Raw genomic sequence first — 21,293 nt, forward strand, 5'->3', positions numbered from 1 at the left:
ATGATCCTCGGCGCCCACACCGTCGCCGAACGCGCCAACGCCTTGCCGAAGGTCACCTTCAAGGCCCTGCACCGGGTGAAACTCGACCGGTTTCTGACTTTGCCACATTCCATTCCCTGGAGTTCCGTACATGACGGACGTTACGTTCACCGTGCTGGGTGCGGTCCGCGCCTGGCACCACGAAGTCGAGCTGGACCTGGGCTATCCCCAGCAACGGGCTGTTCTGGCCGCCCTGCTCGTGCGGGAAGGGGCCTTCGCGACGCTCGATGAGCTGGTCGACGGCGTCTGGGGAGAGGGCGCCCCCCATTCATCGGCACGTCAGATACGTACATATATCTACCGCCTCCGGAAGATATTGGGATCACACGGCAGGCTCTGCATCAGGTCGATGGGGGGTGGATACCTCCTGGAAACCGGACCCGATTCGAGTGATCTCTCCCGCTTCACGCGCCTCGTCACTCAGGCCCGCGAGTCTCACAAGGCCGAAAACACAGTGTCCGCCGCAGCTCGTTACGCCGATGCCCTCGCCCTTTGGACTGGAACCGCGTTAGCAGGCATCCCGGGCCCCTACGCGGCCGCTCAGCGAACACGGCTCACCGAATTGCATTTGATTGCCGAGGAAGAGCGCCTGGCATGCACTCTTGAGCTCGGAGCCTACAACCAGGCCGCCGCAGAGCTCTCCGCGCTCGTCGCCTCCCATCCACTGCGCGAACGTCTCTGCGAGCTTCAGGTAATGGCGCTCTATGGCGCCGGCAGGCAGGCCGACGCACTCAACTTCTTCTATATGACCAGCCGCCGACTGAGGAAGGAGTTGGGTGTTGGCCCCGGCCAGGCGCTGAGCACGGTGCATCAGCGCATCCTGGACAACGATCCCACATTACTGCGCTCCGCTCCCGCCCCAGCATCCACTTCAGCGAGCACGCCGTCAGCGAAGACGACCACCCCGACACCGAAGCCGGCACAGCTACCGGCGGACCTGCCTCACTTCACGGGACGCACGGGCGAACAGACAGCCATCACCGCGCTCGCCGGGAAAGCAGAGCGCACGGTGATGATATCCACCATCACGGGACCCGCGGGTGTCGGAAAAACAGCACTGGCCGTGCACTGGTCCCACAAAGCCGGCCATCTTTTTCCGGACGGACAACTATACGTAAATCTTCATGGATTCGGCCCGACCAGCACCCCGCTGGAGCCCGCTACGGTGATCCGCGGATTCATTCATACGCTCGGAGTTCGTCCGGAACAAATACCGGCGGATTTTGAGAACCAGGTCCGGCTCTATCGCAGCCTCCTCGCAGGACAGCGCATGCTCGTCGTGCTCGACAACGCCCGCGACTCCGATCAGGTCAGGCCCTTGCTGCCCGGCACGGCCGGTTGTCTGGTCCTGGTAACCAGCCGAGACCGGCTGCCGGGCCTGGTCGCCTTGGACGGCGCCTACTCTCTACCGCTGGACTTGCTCAGCGAGGCCGAGTCACGTGACCTGCTGACGCACCGGCTGGGAGCGGAGCGCGTCGCCGCCGAACCCGAGGCAATTGAGGAATTGATCGGGCTCTGCGCCCGGCTCCCGCTGGCACTGAACGTCACGGTGTCCCGTGCCACCGCCGTACAGCCTGTCTCCCCTCTGGCGTCTCTCGTCACCCAGCTACGCGCACCTCACAGTCGGATGGCTGCTCTGGACGGGGGTGATGCGCTCGCGGACGTCCAGACGGTGTTCTCCTGGTCCTATCGCCTCCTGGACAAAGAAGCTGCCCGGATGTTCCGATTGCTTGGCGTGCATACGAGCGAAGACATCACGGCATCCTCCGCCGCCGCTCTGGCCACCTGTCGTGAGGATCAGGCGCGAGCTGCCCTGGAAGAACTCGACCGCGCTCATCTGCTGAGCGAAGTCATTCCGGGGCGCTACTCCCTCCACTCCGTTCTGCGCGCCTATGCGGTCGAGCAGTCCCGTATCCACGACTCCGGAACCTGTCACGTCACATGAGGCGACCCGACGTCATTTTGGATATCGCCTCCCACAATGACGAGGGTGTCTGAAAAGTCTCGGTCCTCAGAAATTCCTCACCGAACCACAACTCATACTCACTTTCCAGAACGTTCAGCAATTGAATCATTCCCAGAGAATCGAGCCCGAAGTCACGCAAGGGCAAGTCATCGACTAGTTCATCTTCCCTCGACAGGAAGGGGAGCTGAGCTCGCAGAAGGATTTCAAATCGACCGTCCCACATGATTACTCCCCATATTTCTACTCCTGGAGCGCACCGGAGCGGCTCTCTCTGAACGCCGCGATCCCCTCTTGGCGAGGCGCAACAGCATGATGGCAGCATTCCGGGAAACCTGACCAGCGACTCTGGATGTCAACTCTGTCGCAGCACGGTGTCTACGCAAGCCCGAAAGCAGGCACGTACTTTTCAGCCATCACACGAGTATCAGACTTCTATCCGGGACCGGCACATTTTCGTTGCTGCACAGAGTCCATCACTGCCGTGCGTGTGACCCGCGTCGGGATGGACCGGGAGAGAAGAGTTTGGTTGTGAAGGACGGCGACATCCAGGCGAGCACCGCGATCGTGTTCCCAGGTATGGGCCCCACACGATTCACCGACATCGGGAAACTTCTCCTCCTCGACCCAACTGCCAGAAAACTACTCACCAGAGCCGACAAAAGGCTCGGCTACTCACTGATGGACCGGTGGTACGGAGCGGAGTCCGATTACTCTGAATACGCTCAGGTCGCGTTCTTCGTGAGTTGTCTTGCCATGGCCGAGTGGGCCGAGCGTGAACTCGACGTTCAACCGGACGCCTGTGCCGGGCCGAGCTTCGGCGAAAAACCCGCTGCCGTGTACGCCGGGTCCCTGTCGTTCGAGGATGGGGTATGGATGACGGCCGCTCTGGCCCGTTGCGTCGATGAGTACTTCGCGGTGGAGCATGGTGACGTGGTGACTCAGTCGCTCGCGCGGACACCACACACGCGACTTGAGGAGGTGCTCCATGAGCTGGCCGATCGCGGTGAGTGGTACGACATCTCAGGTCGCCTCGACGACGACTTCCACATGGTGTCGGTGAGGAAGAGGAACCTCGGCTGGCTGGAGGAAAGAGTCCGTGGCCTCGGCGGCCTTCCTCTCTATGCCATGAGGCCGCCGATGCACTCGGGGCTCTTCGAAAACCTCCGGTCCAAGGCCGAGGAGGAGGTCCTCGACCGACTCTCCTTCTTACCACCCACGCTGCCCCTGGTGGCCGGACAGGCCGGGAAAGTGGTCCGGTCCGCCGCTGACGTACGCGCCATGCTGGCGGAGAGTTTCGTACAGCCTGTGGACTGGCCCGCCATCCTGGCCACGCTGCGACAGTGGGGAACGAAGACGCTTTGCGTCTCCGGTCCCGACAGCCTGTTCGGCCGGGTGAGTTGCACGACCAGCGGTTTCCAGGTGATCGCCGCCGACCCCGTGCGCGTCCTTCAGCACCGGCAGCGGCCGACCGCCCCATGAATCGGTGAGCCGCCGAAAGGGCGCACGCCCCATTCCCCCTCGTTCGACGGAGGTCACGTTGTCAACAGTCGACGATCACGCCCTGCACTCACGCTTTACACGGGGTCTCGCGGCGTCCCCGCTCGGTGTGGCCGTGCAGGTCGAATCCGAGTACCTGACCTACGCACAGCTCCACGAGCAGGCCCTGCTGTGGGCGGGCGCGCTCGCCGGAACTCGCCCACGAGCCGTGGGCGTGCTCTGCGCCAAGGGCCTGACCGCCTACACCGGTGTCCTGGCAGCGCTGTACGCGGGCGCCGCCGTGGTGCCGTTGCGGCCGGACTTCCCCCTTGCCCGTACACGGGAGATGCTCGCCATGTCGGGCGCCTCGGTCCTGATCGTCGACGACCGAGGTGCCGAGGTGCTGGACGACCTGTTCGAAGGCCCCTCGGACATAGCGGTGTTCGCGCCCGGTGACGAAGCCGCAGGTACCCTCTCGGCGCACCCCGAGCGGGCCCTGGAGGAGCCGCTGCCGGTTTCGCCCGATGATCCCGCCTACGTCCTGTTCACCTCGGGTTCCACTGGGCGGCCCAAAGGCGTCGTCGTGGCGCACGGCTCCACCAGCCACTACTTCGGGCTGCTGGACGCACGGTACGACTTCACTCCGGCCGACGCCTTCTCCCAGACCTTCGACCTCACCTTCGACTGCGCCCTGTTCGACATGTTCTGCGCCTGGGGCGCGGGCGCCCGGCTCGTGGCGATCCCCCCGCAGGCGTACGTCCGCCTGCCGACGTTCCTGGCCGAGCACGGGATCACCGTGTGGTTCTCCACACCGGGGACCGTCGGGCTGGTCCGCGGAGCCGGTGGGCTGGGTATCGACAGCATGCCGGGGTTGCGCTGGAGTTTCCTCGCCGGCGAGGCCCTGCGGTGCCATGACGCCGCCGACTGGCAGCGGGCCGCACCCGGGTCGGTGCTGGAGAACCTCTACGGTCCGACCGAGCTGACCGTCACGATCGCAGCGCACCGGTGGTCCGGCGAACGTTCACCGCTCATGGCCGTCAACGGCATCGTGCCGATCGGAGTCCTGAACCAGGGACACGAGTACCTCCTGCTCGACGAGGCGGGAGAGGAGACCGGACCGGAGGGCGAACTCTGTGTCACCGGACCGCAGATGAGTACGGGGTATCTGGACCCCGCCGACGAAGCAGGCCGATTCGTGGAGAGAATCGGCAGGCGCTGGTACCGCACCGGTGATCGGGTCAGGGAGATCGAGGACGGCGAGTTCGCCTACCTCGGTCGAACGGACTCTCAGGTTCAGGTCCAGGGCTGGCGCGTCGAACTCGGCGAGGTGGAGCACGCGTTGCGTACGGACACCGCCGTGGACGACGCCGTGACGGTCCCCGTTGACGTGGATGGGAGCGCGGAACTCGTGGTGTTCTACACGGGCACTGTTCTGCCTGCCGTCGAATTCGCCTGCCGACTGCGTCGCACTCTGCCCAGCGGAATGATTCCCCGGATCTACCATCGCCTCGACGCGCTTCCCCTCAACTCCAACCACAAGGTGGATCGTTCACTGCTGACGGTGCGTGCCCGAGAGCTCTTCTTCTCCGGCAGGAGTGAAACGCGGCCGATACGACAGAAGACATCCGGAGCGGAACGGTGAACATGCCAGACGCGGCACGGCAGGGGACGCTCGTCCACTCCCTACTTGACGAAGCTGTTGCCGAGGTTCCCGACCAGCACGCGATACGCGACGTCAAGGGCCGGTGGTCCTATCGCGCGGTGGCGGAGTACAGCCGCGCGTTCGAGGTCTGGCTCGAAGGCCAGGGCGTCGGCCCAGGTGACGTTCTCGCGGTTCAACTGCCGGCGAGCCGCGAGCTGACCGCGATGTTCTACGGGGCTTCCAGGCGCGGCGTGATCTTCGCCCCGCTCAGCCCGGAGATGAAAGTCTTCCAACTGCGCTCCGTCCTTGCCCGATCGGCCCCACGACTGGTCGTGGGCACTGCCGCTGCCGTCGCTCGGATCCGGGACCTCACATCGGTTCCGGTCCACGACCTCCAGTCGGTGTGGAGTCAAGTGGAGACGCTGCGCACGCGGGGCAGTCGAGCCGATCCGGTGCGGGTACGCCCGGAGGACGTCGCGACCCTGATCCACACCTCGGGCAGTACGTCGGCACCGACGGGAGTCATCGTCCCTCATGCCCAGATGACGTTTGCTTCGGCAGCCATCAACGCCGTTCTCGGGTATCGGCGCGACGACGTGGTGTTCTCCCGCTTTCCCCTGTCGTGGGACGTCGGCCTGTACAAATTGACTTTGGCCTGCCTGGGCCGCTCGGAGTTGGTGCTGGCCGACGGGGGTTCGGACCTCGTGCTGCTCGGACGGATGCGGGAAGTCGGTGCGACCGTGGTCCCGATCGTTCCGTCCCTGGCCACGTTGATCGTCTCTCTCGCCGGGCGCGAGAGGGGGACGCTGCCGCCCGTGCGCATGTTCACCAACACGGGTGCGGTCCTCCAGCAGGGGACGACGGCCGAGCTGCGCCGGCTCTTCCCCACCGCCACGGTGGTGCGCCAGTTCGGCCAGACCGAATGCAAGCGCATCTCGGTCATGCCGCCGGACGAGCAGCACGAACGCCCTGGGTCGGTCGGCAAGCCGCTGCCTGAAACACGTGTACTGATTCTTGACTCCCAAGGCTCGGAGCTGCCCGCAGGGGAGACCGGCGAGATCGTGGCTGTCGGCCCGCACGTGATGCCCGGTTACTGGCAGGAGCCCGAGCTGACCGCCCGCAGCTTCCGCAGCGATCCGCGCACCGGTGAACCACGCCTGTACACAGGAGACTTCGGTTGGCTGGACGGTGACGGATATCTGTACTTCGAGGGCCGGCGCGACGACATGTTCAAGCGCAAGGACATCAGAATGAGCACCCTGGAGATCGAAGCCGCCGCGATGGACATACCCGGAGTCCGGGCCGCCAGCGCACTGCCGCCCACCGTGGACCGGGATCTCGCCCTGTGTGTGGAAGCCGACCTGTCTCCCCAGGCGGTACTGCGTGAACTGGCCCAGCGCCTCGAACTGGCAAAGGTTCCGGCGCACTGCCAAGTCGTGACCGCGTTTCCCCTCACCGCGAACGGCAAGCACGACAACCGGGAAATCGTCCGTCTGCTGGAGGGGATCAGTCCGTGAACGCGGTCCACGAGGGATACGAGGAGCTGGCCGCGCGGTTCGGTACACCAATGTACGTCTACGATCTCGGCCGGGCCGTGGCCGCGCGTGACCGGCTTTTCGAGGCGCTTCCCGAGGGCTTCGAGGTCTACTACGCTCTCAAGGCCAATCCGCATCCGGATGTCGCCCGTGCTCTTCATGAGGGGCCCGGTCACGGTTGCCGGGCCGAGATCAGTTCGAGCGGTGAACTATCGGCGGCGCTCACCGCGGGGTTCGCCGGAGCGGAGTGCCTCTACACCGGTCCCGGGAAGACCGCCGCCGAGTTGAACAAGGCGATGGAATGTGGTGTACGGATGTTCTCGGTCGAGTCCTTGTCCGACGCCACGCATGTGGGTCTCGCCGCGTCCCGCCACGGTACGGTCGCCGACTGCCTGCTGCGGATCAACGCCCCTGCGACAGCGGCGTCGACGGGCATCCGGATGATGGGCAAGGCGTCCCAGTTCGGGATCGACAGCGAGACCCTGCCGGAGACGATGCGTCAACTCACCACCGTGCCCGGGACAAGAATCGTCGGGGCGCATTTCTACACCATGAGCAACGCGGCCGACGAAGCCGCTCTGATCGGTGAGTTCGAATCGGCGATCGCCCTTGCCTCACGGCTGGAGAGCAAGCTCGGCCTGCCGCTGGAATTCCTCGACATCGGCGGCGGCTTCGCCGCCCCGTATGCCGCGCCCGGCGTTCGCGCCGAATATCCACGGCTGCGATCCGAACTCGAACGCATGCTGGACCGGTATCTCCCGAGATGGCGCACGGGATCGCTCCGACTGGCCGTCGAATCCGGGCGTCACCTGGTCGCGGAGAGCGGGTGTCTGTTGGTTCGCGTGGTGAACATCAAAGCCGGCCGTGGCCGGACCTTCGTCATCCTCGACGCGGGCATCAACGCGCTGGGGGGACTGTCCGGGATCGGACGGCTGCTGCCCGTCGCCGCGCGGCTCGACGGCGGCGAGCAGTCGCTCGTGGCCACACTCTCCGGTCCGCTGTGCACTCCGGGAGACACCCTGGGTCGCGATGTGAACCTGCCCGAACTCCAGGTCGGTGACATCATCACTATTCCGAACACAGGCGCGTACGGCGTCACTGCAAGCCTGCTGGCCTTTCTCGGCAGGGAAACGCCGTACGAGGTCGTCCTACGGGGTGCTGAGGTGGTCTCTGTCTCCCGGCTCGACGTTCAGCGCTCGTACCGCGTCATGAAGCCGGAGGTCCTGTGACATGGCAGATCCGACGGTGTGGTGGCTGACGGAATTGGCCGGCACCTCGTCAGGCGGTCAGGCCCAGTAGCGCCGGCGTTGAAAGGCGTAGGTCGGCAGTTCCACGGTCCGTGCTCCCCGGTCGGCGTAGTAGGTGGTCCAGTCCGGTGCGCAGCCGCCGACGAACAGCGACGCGAGGATCTCGGTGACCGCGGCCACGGCGGTCACCGCATCGGCGGTCCGGACCACGGTGACGCCCTCCCCTACAGGCTCGGTCGGCAGCGCGGCAGCCAGATCGATGACCAGGGACGCGCCTTCGGACCCCAGACCCCGCGTGCGAGATGGAGAATCCGTGTCGGCAGCCGCGTCTGCCAGCAGCCGCAGGGAATCCGGCAAAGGCACGGCGCCGGAGACATGGGCGGCCAAGATGCGGCCGTGGCCCTGGCCCGCGACGGCGCTGGGCCGTACCGCCAGCGCTTCGAGAAGGCGGTACACGCCGAGTTGGACAGCGAACGTGTATTCCGGCGTCGATGGATGCCGACCATGTGCCAGGGACAGTGGTTCCGAGATGGCGGGGAAGGTCTCGGCGAGTTCGGCCGCGCTGTTGGTCGGCCAGGGGCAGTCGCCGAACACGATCGCTGCCTTGCCCTGCGGCTGTGCGCCGGTCACCACATTCGGGACGGTGCGACCCGTCTCCAAGGCCCGCAGTCCGGCAAGCAATTCGGTCCGGTCTGTCCCCCACACCACGGCCCGGTGATCCATCACGGACCGGGTCGTGGTCAGGGACCACGCGATGTCGAGGGTGCTCGTCCTGGGGCGTTCCTCGGCGAACGCCCGCAGTCGCGCGGACTGTTCAGCCAGTGCCGGACCACTGTGAGCGGACAGCACCCAGGCAGTGACCGGCAGCGGACGTGCAGCATCACTCGGACGGTCCGGGAGGGGGGCGGGTTCCTCCAGGATCACGTGAGCGTTCGTACCACCGACGCCGAACGCGGACACCGCGGCCCGTCGGAGTCGGCCCGGTGCCGGCCAGGGCCGCCGGGCGGTGAGCAACTCAACGCTTCCCGACGACCAGTCGACCTCGGGGGTCGGTGTGTCGATGTGAGGAGTGGCCGGGAGAACCCCGTACCGCATCGCAAGCACTGCCTTGATCACGCCGGCCACGCCAGACGCGGCCTGGGTATGACCGACATTGGCCTTCAGGGCCCCCAGCCACAATGGCTGATCACCCGTCCGTGACCGGCCGTACGTCGCCAACAGGGCATTGGCTTCGATGGAGTCACCAAGGCTGGTGCCGGTCCCGTGCGCCTCCACGACGTCGACCTCCGCCGCGGACAGCCGGGCATCGTCCAGGGCTCGGCGGATGAGCCGTTGTTGTGCGGGGCCGTTCGGTGCCATCAGGCCGTTGGAGGGCCCGTCGTGGTTGACCGCACTGCCACGGACCACTGCCAGAACCCGGTGGCCGTCACGGCGCGCGTCCGACAGCCGCTCCAACAGAACCATGGACGCACCCTCGGCGAAGCCCGTGCCGTCCGCGCCGGCGGCGAACGGTTTGCAGCGGCCGTCGGCCGACAGGGCGTGGAGATGGGACAGTTCGACGAGGGCACGCGGGTCGGTCATCACGCATACGCCGCCCGCCAGCGCCAACGCGCACTCGCCCGAGCGCAGGGAGCGTACGGCCAGATGCAGAGCCACCAGCGATGAGGAGCAAGCGGAGTCCACCGTCAGGGCCGGTCCCATCAGCCCGAATTGGTACGCGATCCTCCCGGACAGCACGCTGCCGTTGTTGGAAGTGAGCCCGAAGTCGTCCGGCTCGGGCGAGGGCACGAGCGGGTACGGAGCATGTGTAGCCCCTACGAAGACGCCCGTGTCAGTGTGACGCAGTGAGTGCGGGCCGATTCCCGCACGCTCGATCGCCTCCCAGGACACCTCCAGCAGCAGCCGTTGGTGCGGGTCCATAGCCGTGGCCTCGGCGCGGGACAGCCCGAAGAACTCCGCGTCGAAGTCGCCGGCGTCGGACAGGAATCCGCCGTGGCGGGCATAGCTGCGCCCGGTGGCCGCAGGGTCCGGGTCGTACCACTCGTCGGTACGTGTGCCCCGGTCCTCCGGGTAGGAAGTCCGTACCGAGTCGCCCCGGTCGAGGAGCCGCCACAGTTGTTCCGGGCTGTCGATCCCCCCGCAGAACCGGCAGGCCATGCCGATGACGGCGATCGGTTCGGTCGCGGCCTCGGTCAGCCGACGGTTGTCCCGGCGCAGATGTTCGTTCTCCTTCATCGAGGCGCGCAGGGCCTCGACGTACTCCTCGGTCCGGCTCATCCCTGCTCCTGGGTCTGCGCACGGAACAGCCGCAGCAGGTCCTCGCCGTCCATGCGGTCGAGTTCGTCGCTGTCGATGGTGGTCGGCCGGTCGGTCGCGGGATCGGTGGCCGCCGGGTTTTCCTCCTGCTGCGGCAGGAGCCGGTCCCGGAGGTGGACGGCGACATCGGTCGGGGTGGGGTGGTCGAACACCAGCGCGGCAGGCAGGGCAAGTCCGGTCACCGCCCGCAACCGGTTGCGCAGGTCGAGGGAGGCGAGCGAGTCGAATCCGGCGTCCCTGAACGGCCGTCGGGGGTCCGCGATTTCTCCGCCGCGGATCAGGGCGACCTGTGCCATCACCAACTCGACCAGCATCTCCTCCTGCTCGGCGAGAGGCAGGCTTCCGAGGCGGATCAGCAGCTCTTCGGAGTCCTGCTGCCGCTCGGCAGGCCGGTCGGCCACGCGGCGGCTGGTGTCGCGCGTCAGGTGCCGCAGCAGAACCGGCACATGGTCGCGCGCGTCACGCAGAGCTGGCCAGTTGAGCGAGACAGGAGCGAGAACCGGACGGCCGCCGGCCAGCGCCGCATCGAAGAGGGCCACGCCTTCGGCGTCGGACAGTCCCTTGATTCCCTGGCCTGCGATACGGCGGAAGTCGCCGTCCTGGAGATGGCTGCCCATGCCGGTCTCGTGTTCCCAGAGCCCCCAGTCGAGTGCTAGGGCCGGCAGCCCCAGGACATGCCGATGCCGCGCGAGGTCGTCCAGGAAGCCGTTGGCCGCCGCGTAGTTGCTCTGGCCGGCGCCTCCGAAGATCGCGCCGGCGCTGGAGTAGAGAACGAACGCGGCCAGGTCCAGATGGGCGGTGCGGGTGTGCAAGTTCCAGGCTCCTTCGACCTTCGGCCGCAGAACGGCATCGACCTGGTCGGACGTCAGCGTCGACAGGACGCCGTCGCTGAGTACGCCCGCGGTGTGCACGACGGCTCGAAGAGGTGCGTCCGCCGGTACGACGGCCAGTAGGTCGGTGACGGCCACGGGGTCCGCCACGTCGCACGCGTGCACCGACACCCGTACGTCCAAGGCCCGCAGTTGGGCTCGCAGTTCGGCCGCGCCCGGTGCGTCCGGACCCTGACGGCTGACCAACATCAGGCTGCGGACTCCATGTGCGGTCACCAGATGACGGGCCAGCAGCGAGCCGAGGCCGCCGGTTCCACCGGTGATCAGTACGGTGCCGGGCTCGCTCCAGGTCACCGGCACGCCCTCTGCGGCCGCGGTGCGGAGCAGTCGCGGTATCAGCACCGTGCCCGCACGCACCGTGAACTGACTGTGCCCGGTGGCCAGAGCACCCGCCGAGAGACCGAGTTCGCGGTCGTCCTCGACATCGGCGAGCACCATCCGGTCCGTGTGCTCCAGTTGCGCGGACCGCACCAGGCCCCAGGCGGCGCCGGTCCCGAGACCGGGTCCCCGCGTGACACACACCAGGCGGACGGAGCTCAGCCGGTCATCGGCCAGCCAGGCGTTGAGTAGACGCAGCACGGCCTTGATCCGGGTGTGGACCTCACCGGGCACGTCCGAGGAATCGGCGACCGGGGGCAGCGGCAGGATCACCACGTCAGGCAGCTCCGGTGCCGACAGCAGACCGGCCAGGTCGGAGTAGTGGGGCAGGTCGGGGAAGCGCCGTGTCCGGAACGGGTCGAGTACGGTCCACCCGTCTGTCGGCGCCGGATTCACCGGTACCGGGGTCCAGTCGACCTCGAACAGCGAGTCCAGACGTCCGGCACGGGCGCCTCGCAGCCAGTCCGAGTCGACCGTCCGCAGCCCCGACGTCGCTGTGAGGACCGGCGCCCCTGTGTAGTCGGTGGCCCGTACGGTCACGGTGCCGTCCTCCGCGGTGACGAGTCGCACGCGTACGCGGGTCGCGTCGACGGCATGCAGACGCACGTCCCGCCATTGGTGCGGGGCCTCGGGCAGACACGGATACACCAGGGCGTCCAGCATCACCGGGTGCACGGCGAACTTGGATGCGCGCAGCTCATGAGGCAGCTCCAGTTCTGCGAAGACCTCGTCCCCGGCCCGCCATATGCGTTGTACGCAACGCGGTGCCCCGTCCGGAACGCTGAGGGTCTCGACATCGATCTCCGCAGCGTGCGCCGGCATCCACGAGTCCGGTCCCTCCGAGCGGTGAGTGACCGGCTCGGGGGCCAGGATGCCAGTGGCGTGACGCACCCAGGGATGGTCCGTGCCGTCCGGCCTGGAGTGCACCGCAAGGCTGCGCCGCCCCGTGTCGTCTGGTGAACCGACGGTGATCTGCAGGCGCAGACCGCCGCGTTCGAGAAGTACGGCCGCGGATTCCACGTCCAGCCGGTCGACCAGGCCGCAGTCGGCGCGGTGGCCGGCATGCAGCGCAAGCTCCAGGAGGACACCGCTGGACAGCACCGCGTCGCCGTGCACGCGGTGGGAGACCAGCCACGGGTGGTCGCCCGCCGACAGCGACGCGGTCAGCACCAGCCCGCCGTCCGGCAGGTGCACCACGGTGTCGAGCAGGGGGTGACCGGTGTCGGTGCTCCGCGCTGCTGTTCTCGGTCGGGTCATCCAGAGGCGCTGGTGTGTGAAGGCGTAGGTGGGCAGTTCCACCCGGTGCGCGTCGGGGAGGTGGGCGGACCAGTCGACGGGTACGCCGGAGACGTACAGCGCCGCCGCTGCGGACAGGAACTGCTGGAGGCCGCCCTCGCCGCGGCGCAGTGTCCCCGTGACCACCGAGTCGGGACCGCGCTCCGCCAAGGTGTCCTCAAGGCCGCCCGTCAGCACCGGGTGCGGTCCGACCTCCACGAAGACCCGGTACTCCTGAGCCGCGAGCGCCTCTACCGCCGCATGGAACCGCACGGGCTCACGCATGTTCCGGTACCAGTAGCCGGCGTCGAGTAGCGCGGTGTCCATGAGCCGGCCGCTCACGGTCGAGTAGAAGGGGACATCTGATGTCCGGGGCGTGATCGGGGCCAGGGTGGTGAGCAGTTCCTCGTTCAACTTGTCGACCTGCGCGCTGTGCCCGGCCGCGTTTCCGCCTCGGACGCGGCTCACCCGCAGCCCCTCGGCGGCCAACTCCGTCTCCAGCTCCACGATCGCGGCCGACTCGCCCGAGACGATGGTGGCAGCCGGGCCGTTGATCGCCGCGACCGACAGAGCGTCTCCCCAGCGTTCGATCCGCTCCTCGATCCGTGCCGCAGGAGCGAGCACGGACAGCATCGCGCCCTTGCCGGACAGCGCCACGAGCGCCTTGCTGCGCATCGCCACCACCCGCACGGCGTCGCGGAGCGAGAGCCCGCCGGCCACATGGGCCGCCGCTATCTCACCCTGCGAGTGGCCCACGACTGCCGCAGGTTCCACACCGAGGGAGCGCCACAGGGCAGCCAGGGAGACGTTGACCGAGAACAGCACGGGCTGCAGGACGTCGATGCGGTCCAGCGAGGCAGCTCCGGGGATCTGACGCACGACGTCGGGCAGGGACCAGTCGGCGAAGACGGACAGTTCCGTCGCGCACGCCGCAATCGAGTCGGCGAAGACCGAGGACGCGTCCATCAGCTCGGCCGCCATCCCGGGCCACTGCGTGCCCTGGCCAGGGAAGACGAACACCACGCGGTGGTCGCTGCCGGACTCGGTGCCGCGCACCACCTGGGCATGCGGCACCCCCGCCTCGACGGCGGCCAGCCTGTCGAGCAGGGTCTGTCGATCGTTCCCCAGGATGACGGTGCGCTCGGCCAGCGCGGCTTTCGCCGTCGCAAGCGACCACCCCACGTCGAGGGGATCGGCCTCCAGAGCGCTGGGGTGACGACGCAGGCGGGCCGCCTGTCGCGCCAGCGCCGGGGCGTCGACAGCGGACAGCACCCAGGGAACGACCGCCGTGCCGCCTGGTTCACGGGAGGGAGCGGCTGTTGGCGCGACGCCTTCGAGGATCACGTGCGCGTTGGTCCCGCTGATGCCGAAGGAGGAGACAGCCGACCGCCGGGGCCGCCCCGTGTGGGGCCATGGCCGCTGCTCACCGAGGACTTGGACCGTCTCGGCGGACCAGTTCACCAACGGCGAGGGCTCGTCGGCGTGGAGGGTTCGTGGCGCGGCGCCGTGGCGCATCGCCATCACCATCTTGATGACTCCGGCTACTCCGGCGGCCAGTTGGCTGTGCCCGATGTTGGATTTGATCGAGCCGAGCAGCAGCGGCCGTCCGCTGGGGCGCAGCGGTCCGTAGGCCGCGATCAGTGCCTCTGCTTCGATCGGGTCGCCGAGCGCGGTTCCGGTGCCGTGTCCCTCGACCACGTCGATGTCCGCCGGTTCGAGTCCGGCGTCGGCGAGCGCCTCACGGATGACCCGTTGCTGGGCGGTGCCGTTCGGCGCCGTCAGGCCGTTGGAGGCTCCGTCCTGGTTGACCGCCGAACCGCGGACGACGGCCAGTACGGGGTGACCGTGGCGACGGGCGTCCGAGAGACGCTCCAGTACCAGCACTCCGGCGCCTTCGCCCCATCCGGCGCCGTCCGCGTCGGCACCGTAAGCCTTGCTGCGTCCGTCCTCGGCCAGCACCCGCAGTGCTCCGAACTCGACGAACGAACTGGGCGTCGCCATGACAGTGGCTCCGCCGGCCAGCGCCAGCGTGCACTCTCCTCGGCGCAGGGACTGGACGGCGAGGTGCAGCGTGACCAGCGAGGATGCGCAGGCCGCGTCCACGGTGATCGCCGGACCCTCCAGACCGAGGGTGTAGGCGATCCGGCCGGACGCGACCGCCGCGGTGTTGCCGGTGCCCAGATAGCCGTTGTACTCGGTCAGATCGTGGTGCGGCCATGAGCAGTAACCCATGTCGGTGACACCGGCGAAGACCGCGGTCCGACTGCCGTGCAGCGCGGCGGGATTGATCCCGGACCTCTCCAGGGACTCCCAGGCGCATTCCAGCAGCAGGCGCTGCTGGGGATCCATCGCCACGGCCTCGTGCCGGGAGATGCCGAAGAACGCCGGATCGAAGGCCCCTGCGTCATGCAGGAATCCACCGGCCCGGACGTACGTACTGCCCGGCTCGGCGGAATCGGTGTCCAGGAGTTCGTCGAGATTCCAGCCCCGGTCGGTGGGGAATCCGGTGACGGCGTCGCCGCCGGCGGCCACCAGGTCCCACAGCTCTTCCGGTGAGCCGACTCCCCCTGGATAGCGGCAGCCCATCCCGACGATCGCGATCGGCTCGTGCTCCACGGCAAGGCCGACGGACGGCTGCGCTTCCCCGGCCGGCACGGTGGAGCCCCGCCGCTGTACGGTCCGGCCGTCGACGCCCTTCAGGAGATGCCTTGCCACCGCGAGGGCGGTGGGATGGTCGAAGACCAGGCCGGCGGGGAGCTGAAGTCCCGTGATCGAGCCCAGACGGTTGCGCAGCTCGACTGCTCCGAGCGAGTCGAACCCGAGGTCCCTGAACGGCCGGTCCGCCGGGATGTCGTGCGGCCCGTCATGACCGAGGACCTGGGCGGCATGGGTACGCACCAGGGCCAGCACGTGGGCTTCCCACTCATTGCGGGGACGGCCGTCCAACAGGCGAAGCAGCGTGTCCGGGCCCCGGGCACCCTCCGGCGCGCGGGGTACCGCACGTCGTGCCAGCCCGAGCAGAGGCGCGGGTACGTGCTCACGGCCGGCCCGGAGCGCGGACCGATCCAGCCCGATCGGCACCAGTACGGCGGTGTGTCCGAGCGAATCCGGCGGGGCCCCCGAGTCCGTACTGGCATTGAGGGCGAGTGCGGCGTCCAGCAGGGCCAGGGCGTCCCGTACGGCGAGTGCCGGCAGGCCCGACCGCCGCATCCGGTCGAGGTCGTTGCCGGTGAGTCGCGCGCCCAGCCCTGTCTTGACGTCCCACAGGCCCCAGGCCAGGGACTGTGCCGGCAGGCCCTGGGCACGACGACGGCAGGCCAGGGCGTCAAGGAACACATTGGCCGCTGCATAGTTGCCCTGTCCCGCCGCCAGGACCAGTCCGCCCGCGGAGGAAAACATGACGAAGGCGTCGAGATCGAGGTTCTTCGTCAGCTCGTGCAGATGCCAGGCGGCATCCGACTTGGGCCTCAGCACCGCGTCCAGCCGCTGTGGTGTCAGCCCTCCGACCAAGGCATTGTCGGTCACCCCGGACGCATGCACCACGGCGGTCAGCGGCCGTTCCGCGGGAATCCGCCGCAACAGCAGGGCGAGTGCGTCACGGTCCGCCATGTCGCACGCGGCCACAGTGACCTCGGCGCCCAGCTGCTCCAGTTCCTCGCGCAGCGCTTCCGCGCCGGGCGCGTCCGGTCCGCGACGGCTGACCAGCAGGAGGTCACGTACGCCGTGCACGGTCACGAGGTGACGCGCCACCAGCGCGCCCAGGCCGCCGGTACCGCCGGTCACCAGGACTGTCCCGCCACGCCGCCAGGGCCCGGCCCCTCCGGCCTCGGGCAACTCCCGTACCGGAGCCAGACGCGGCACGAGCGCTCGCCCGGAGCGCAGTGCCAACTCGGCCTCGCCCGAACAGGCGGCGGCCGCCAGCCCGCTCACGTCCACAGAAGCGTCGTCGACGTCGATCAGAACGAAGCTGCCGGGGTTCTCCGCCTCCGCCGCGCGGATCAGTCCCCAGACCGGGGCGTGGCACAGATTCACGTCCTCCTGGCCGGATACGGCCACCGCGCGGCAGGTGACGACGGCGAGACGCGAGGAGGCCAGCCTTTCCTCCCCGAGCCAGGTCTGCACCGCCTCCAGCACATCGGCGGCAACGGCCCGGACATCGTGGGACACGTCGCCCTCTTCGTCGGCGGGTCCCGGACACCGCATCACCACCACGCGCGGGATCCCGACGCTGCCGCGGGCCACGGAGGCGGCCAGCGCCTTCACATCACGGAAGGCCGACGGCCCTACGCCGCTCGCCTTCGCGTGATCGCCGATCACGACGAGGCCGCCCTCGTCCGGAACAGGGCTCGCTTGCTGCGCCAACGGCCGGTCGTCCCATCGCAGGCGTAGCAGCGCCGCCTGCGAAGCCGCACCGGACGGGGCGGCGGATCGCTCGGGCGCGAGCGATTCCATGCGCAGGGAATCCACCGAGGCGACCGGCCGTCCACTCGGATCGGCGAGTCGCAGTCCCACGCTGTCCGGGCCGTGCGGGACCACGTGCACTCTGAGTACGCTGGCCCCGGTCGCGTACAGCGTCGCGCCGGACCACGACGACGGCACCCGGATACCGTCCGCCCCAGGTCTGACCGCCGACCACGGGTGGGTGGCGGCCTCCAGCAGGGCCGGGTGCAGCAGGAAGCCATGCGCTTGACCGGCGTACCCCTCGGGGAGCGCGACCTCGGCGAACAACTCCGCGCCGCGCGACCAGGCCGCTCGCGCCCCCGCGAAGAGCGGGCCGAGGTCGCAGCCCTGCCGCGCCAGACTCCCGTAGAGGTCGTCGACGCCCACGGGCACGGCACCCACCGGCGGCCACCGCGTGAGGTCGAACGGCGCCGTGCTCGGCTCCTCCGTCAGCACCCCGCTCGCGTGACGCGTCCAGTGGGAGCCGCTGCCCTCGGCCTTGGAGTGGACCGTCACCGTGCGCTCCCCGTCCCGTGCCGCACCGACAGCGACGCGGAGCCGCACCGGGCCGCGCTCGCACAGGACCGGCGGGCCCTCCAGGGCGAGTTCCTTGAGCCGGCCGCAGCCGACCTCGTCACCGGCCCGCCACGCGAGTTCCACGAACGCGCTCGGCGCGAGGACCGCGCGGCCGTGTACTCGGTGTTCGGCGAGCCAGGGGTGCTCCCTCGGGGAGATCCGTCCGGTGAGCACCACACCGCCCGATTCCGGGGACTCCGTGACCGCGCCCAGGAGCGGATGGTCCACCGCCCCAAGACCCAGCGAGGCGGGATCGCCGCCAGGGTCCGGGGCAGTGATCCAGTGCCGTCGCCGCTGGAACGGATAGGTGGGCAGTTCCACGGGGGCGGCGGTACCTCCGGGAAGGACCCGATGCCAGTCCACCGGCACGCCGGCGACATGGAGCCGGCCCACCGCGGAGAGCACCGCGTCGGCCTCGGCGCGGCCGGGCCGCAACGCCGGTACGAAGAGGGCCCCTTGGCCCTGCGTATCCTGTCCCGAGGCGGAGAGCACCGCGTTCGGCCCCGCCTCGACGAAGACTCCGACGCCGTGCCGCGTCAGGTACTGAAGGACGTCGTGGAACCGCACCGCCTCGCGCGCATGGCGAACCCAGTACTCCGGGTCGCTCGCGTCCTCGGCCAGAAGGCCCCCGGTCAGACCCGAGACGATCGGAACGCGGGGAGCGGAATAGGTCAGCGTGCGCGCGATCTGCCGGAACTCGGCCAGCATCGGTTCCATCAGCGGTGAATGGAACGCGTGCGACACCCGCAGGCGCTTGACCGGTCGTCCCTGTTCCGAAAAGCGCGCGGCGATGCGCAGGACCGCGTCCTCGTCTCCCGAGATCACCACGGAGTCGGGACCGTTGACGGCGGCCAAGTCGACCTCCGGACCCAGCAACGGCCGTACCTCGGCCTCGGCTGCCTGGACGGCGACCATCGCGCCGCCGACGGGCAACGCCTGCATCAGGCGGCCCCGAGCGCCCACCAGGAGCGCCGCGTCCCGCAAGGAGAGCACCCCTGCCACATGCGCGGCCGTCAGCTCCCCCACCGAATGTCCGGCCAGATACTCCGGTTCGATGCCCCAGGACTCCAACAGCCGGTACAGCGCGACCTCCACCGCGAACAGCGCGGCCTGGGTGTACTGCGTCTGCTCCAGAAGAACGGACTCCGGTGAGCCGTCCGCGGCGAACAGTACGTCGTAGAGGGGCCGGTCGAGTTGGAGATCGAGGTAGCCCGCGGCCTCGTCCAGGGCCTGAGCGAACACCGGGTGGAGACCGTGGAGTTCACGTCCCATTCCCAAGCGCTGCGCACCCTGGCCGGGGAAGAGGCAGGCCAGTCGGCCTTCTGCGGCGCGACCGCTCACCAGCCCGGGAACCTCCCGGCCCTCGGCCAGCGCTTCCAGCCCCCGAACGAGATCACCGCGCTCGGAGCCCCATACCACCGCACGGTGCTCCAGCAGCGCGCGCGACCCGGCGAGTGCGCGGCCCACGGCGTGCAGACGCCCGTCGGCCGTCGTATCCAAGTGGTCCCGCAGCCGGCCTCCCTGCGCGCGCAGCGCCTGCGCGTTCTTCGCGGACAGCATCCACGCCACGGGGAGCGGTGAGGGGCTCTCCGCCGCTACCGACGACTCGCCCGCGTCTGCGGCCGGATGCTGTTCGATGATCACGTGTGCGTTGGTGCCGCTGACCCCGAACGAGGAGATCCCGGCCCGGCGCGGCCGATCGCAGTCCGGCCAGTCCACCGAGTCGGTGAGTAGCCGGACGTTTCCCTTCGACCAGTCCGCGTGCGGCGTCGGCTCGTCCACGTGCAGGGTCCTGGGCAGGATTCCGTGCCGGATCGCCCCGACCATCTTGATCAGGCCGGCGACACCGGCCGCGGCCTGCGTGTGCCCGATGTTCGACTTCACGGACCCCAGCCACAGCGGGCGCTCATTTGGGCGTTCCTGCCCGTAGGTCGCCAGCAGCGCCTGCGCCTCGATCGGGTCTCCCAGCGTGGTGCCCGTCCCGTGTGCCTCCACCGCGTCCACGTCCTCGGACGTCAGCCCCGCCGAAGCGAGCGCGTCGTGGATCAACCGCTGCTGCGCCTTGCCGCTGGGCGCCGTCAGACCGTTGCCGGCGCCGTCCTGGTTGACCGCGGAGCCCCGGACGACGGCGAGCACGGTGTGCCTCAGACGTCGGGCGTCGGAGACCCGCTCCAGCACCAACAACCCGGCACCCTCGGAGAAACCGGTTCCGTCAGCACCCGCCGCGAACGACTTGCACCGTCCGTCGGGTGCAAGGGCTCCTTGCCGGGAGAACGCGGTGAGGACACCCGGGGAGCCCATGACCGCGGCACCCCCTGCCAGCGCGAGCGAACACTCGCCTCGTCGCAATGACTGCGCTGCCAGATGCACGGCGACCAGTGAGGAGGAGCACGCCGTGTCGACAGTGATCGCCGGCCCTTCCAAACCCAGGCTGTACGCCACTCTGCCCGAAGCGACGCTGCCCGCACCGGCGGTCATGAGGTAACCCTGGAGATCGTCCGCGGCCTCATGCACTCGTACGCCGTATTCGTGGTTCTCGACGCCCACGAATACGCCGGTCCGACTGCCCCGCAAGCCCGCGGGGTCGATTCCCGCGCGCTCGAACGCTTCCCACGACACCTCAAGGAGCAGTCGCTGCTGCGGGTCCATGACGGCTGCCTCGCGGGGACCGATACGGAAGAAGTCGGCGTCGAACTCCGTGGCCGTGTCGAGAAATCCGCCCTGGGTGACAGCACCGGCCCCGGGACCGGCGTGATCCTGACCGATGACGCGCTCCAGGTCCCATCCCCGGTCTGCGGGGACGTCCGACAGAGCCTCCCTGCCCTCTGACACCAGTCTCCAGAGATCCTCGGGCGAGTGCACCTCACCGGGGAATCGGCAACCGATGCCGACGATCGCGACGGGCTCGTCGTGCGGGACCGACTGTTCGGGCGGAGCGGACACCGGGTCCGTCAGTCCGAGTTCTCTGCGCAATTGGTCGGCCAGCGATCGGGGAGTCGGATGGTCGAAGCCGACCATGGGCGACAGATTCAGCCCGGTCGCCGCGTTCAGAACGTCCCGCAAGGCGACCAGCGGCAATGAACCCAGTCCCAAGTCCTTGAACGTCATATCCACTTGGATCCGTGGCGACGCGTCTGTATCCGTCGGGTGCAGCACGGCCTGTGTGTGCTCCATGACCAAAGCCAGGAGCGCCTGACTCTGCTCCCGCTCCGGCAGGTTGGACAAACGCAGAGCGAGGCCGGCCCCTGACGCCACCTCACCCTCCGGCCGATCGACTGCGTGAGCCGTGAAATCAGGGCCGACAAACTCGGTCATCCGCGCGTCCCATGCCCTAGAGCGACCATCCTTCACGCCGTACCGTGCCCGGCGGAGATAGAAGATTGATACTCGGCCAGTCAGCAGGGGTGGGACTGAACACTGGTCGCTCGACTTCTACCGCACGGCGCTCAGCGACGGTGTCAATGAGATGGAGGAGTACGACCGTTGGTGCTGGTCGTACTCCTCCACAGGGCT

Annotated in this window: 8 protein-coding genes; 5 read left to right on the top strand and 3 right to left on the bottom strand. The window is 68.6% G+C overall.

Annotated features, from left to right (window positions below; translation table 11 throughout):
• The first annotated feature begins 130 nt into the window (after nt 1–130).
• Nucleotides 131–1,984 (top strand): BTAD domain-containing putative transcriptional regulator, encoded by a 1,854-nt coding sequence (locus ACFVT5_RS21460; protein WP_389890051.1) that lies wholly within the window; start codon nt 131–133, stop codon nt 1,982–1,984.
• Here the strand turns inward: ACFVT5_RS21460 and ACFVT5_RS21465 are convergent.
• Nucleotides 1,977–2,327: a phosphopantetheine-binding protein gene (locus ACFVT5_RS21465; RefSeq protein WP_389890054.1), complete on the bottom strand. Its 351-nt coding sequence runs from the start codon at nt 2,325–2,327 to the stop codon at nt 1,977–1,979. The two genes, ACFVT5_RS21460 and ACFVT5_RS21465, sit on opposite strands and share 8 nt — an antisense overlap.
• A gap of 206 nt (nt 2,328–2,533) precedes the next feature.
• On the opposite strand from ACFVT5_RS21465, the gene ACFVT5_RS21470 reads away from it, so the two are divergent.
• From ACFVT5_RS21470 to ACFVT5_RS21485, 4 genes are read left to right on the top strand one after another with little or no spacing between them, the layout of a single operon-like run.
• Nucleotides 2,534–3,484, top strand: coding sequence for an ACP S-malonyltransferase (locus ACFVT5_RS21470; RefSeq protein ID WP_389890057.1), 951 nt, complete (start codon nt 2,534–2,536; stop codon nt 3,482–3,484).
• Nucleotides 3,485–3,542: 58 nt separating this feature from the next.
• On the top strand, nt 3,543–5,123 hold the full coding sequence (locus tag ACFVT5_RS21475) for an AMP-binding protein (protein ID WP_389890060.1): 1,581 nt from the start codon (nt 3,543–3,545) through the stop codon (nt 5,121–5,123).
• Between the two features lie 2 nt (nt 5,124–5,125).
• Nucleotides 5,126–6,640 carry an AMP-binding protein gene (locus ACFVT5_RS21480; RefSeq protein ID WP_389890063.1) on the top strand — a complete coding sequence of 505 codons (1,515 nt, stop codon included), beginning with the start codon at nt 5,126–5,128 and terminating at the stop codon, nt 6,638–6,640.
• Nucleotides 6,641–6,690: 50 nt separating this feature from the next.
• Nucleotides 6,691–7,887, top strand: a complete 1,197-nt coding sequence (locus ACFVT5_RS21485; RefSeq protein WP_389890728.1) for a type III PLP-dependent enzyme — start codon at nt 6,691–6,693, stop codon at nt 7,885–7,887.
• A 57-nt stretch (nt 7,888–7,944) separates the two neighbouring features.
• Here ACFVT5_RS21485 and ACFVT5_RS21490 read toward each other — a convergent pair whose 3' ends face one another.
• Entirely contained in the window at nt 7,945–10,182 is a 2,238-nt protein-coding gene (locus tag ACFVT5_RS21490; protein ID WP_389890066.1) for a type I polyketide synthase, read from the bottom strand.
• Nucleotides 10,179–21,095 carry an SDR family NAD(P)-dependent oxidoreductase gene (locus ACFVT5_RS21495; protein ID WP_389890069.1) on the bottom strand — a complete coding sequence of 3,639 codons (10,917 nt, stop codon included), beginning with the start codon at nt 21,093–21,095 and terminating at the stop codon, nt 10,179–10,181. The genes ACFVT5_RS21490 and ACFVT5_RS21495 overlap by 4 nt, the downstream gene beginning before the upstream one ends.
• Nucleotides 21,096–21,293 lie beyond the last annotated feature (198 nt).

The organism is Streptomyces sp. NPDC058001, assembly GCF_042886315.1.
GTDB lineage: Bacteria > Actinomycetota > Actinomycetes > Streptomycetales > Streptomycetaceae > Streptomyces.

Bases quoted from the DNA above. Each gene is read 5' to 3' on its own strand.
- ACFVT5_RS21460 (WP_389890051.1), top strand. From the start codon at position 131: ATGACGGACGTTACGTTCACCGTGCTGGGTGCGGTCCGCGCCTGGCAC.
- ACFVT5_RS21465 (WP_389890054.1), bottom strand. From the start codon at position 2,327: ATGCTGCCATCATGCTGTTGCGCCTCGCCAAGAGGGGATCGCGGCGTT.
- ACFVT5_RS21480 (WP_389890063.1), top strand. From the start codon at position 5,126: ATGCCAGACGCGGCACGGCAGGGGACGCTCGTCCACTCCCTACTTGAC.
- ACFVT5_RS21485 (WP_389890728.1), top strand. From the start codon at position 6,691: ATGTACGTCTACGATCTCGGCCGGGCCGTGGCCGCGCGTGACCGGCTT.
- ACFVT5_RS21490 (WP_389890066.1), bottom strand. From the start codon at position 10,182: ATGAGCCGGACCGAGGAGTACGTCGAGGCCCTGCGCGCCTCGATGAAG.
- ACFVT5_RS21495 (WP_389890069.1), bottom strand. From the start codon at position 21,095: ATGACCGAGTTTGTCGGCCCTGATTTCACGGCTCACGCAGTCGATCGG.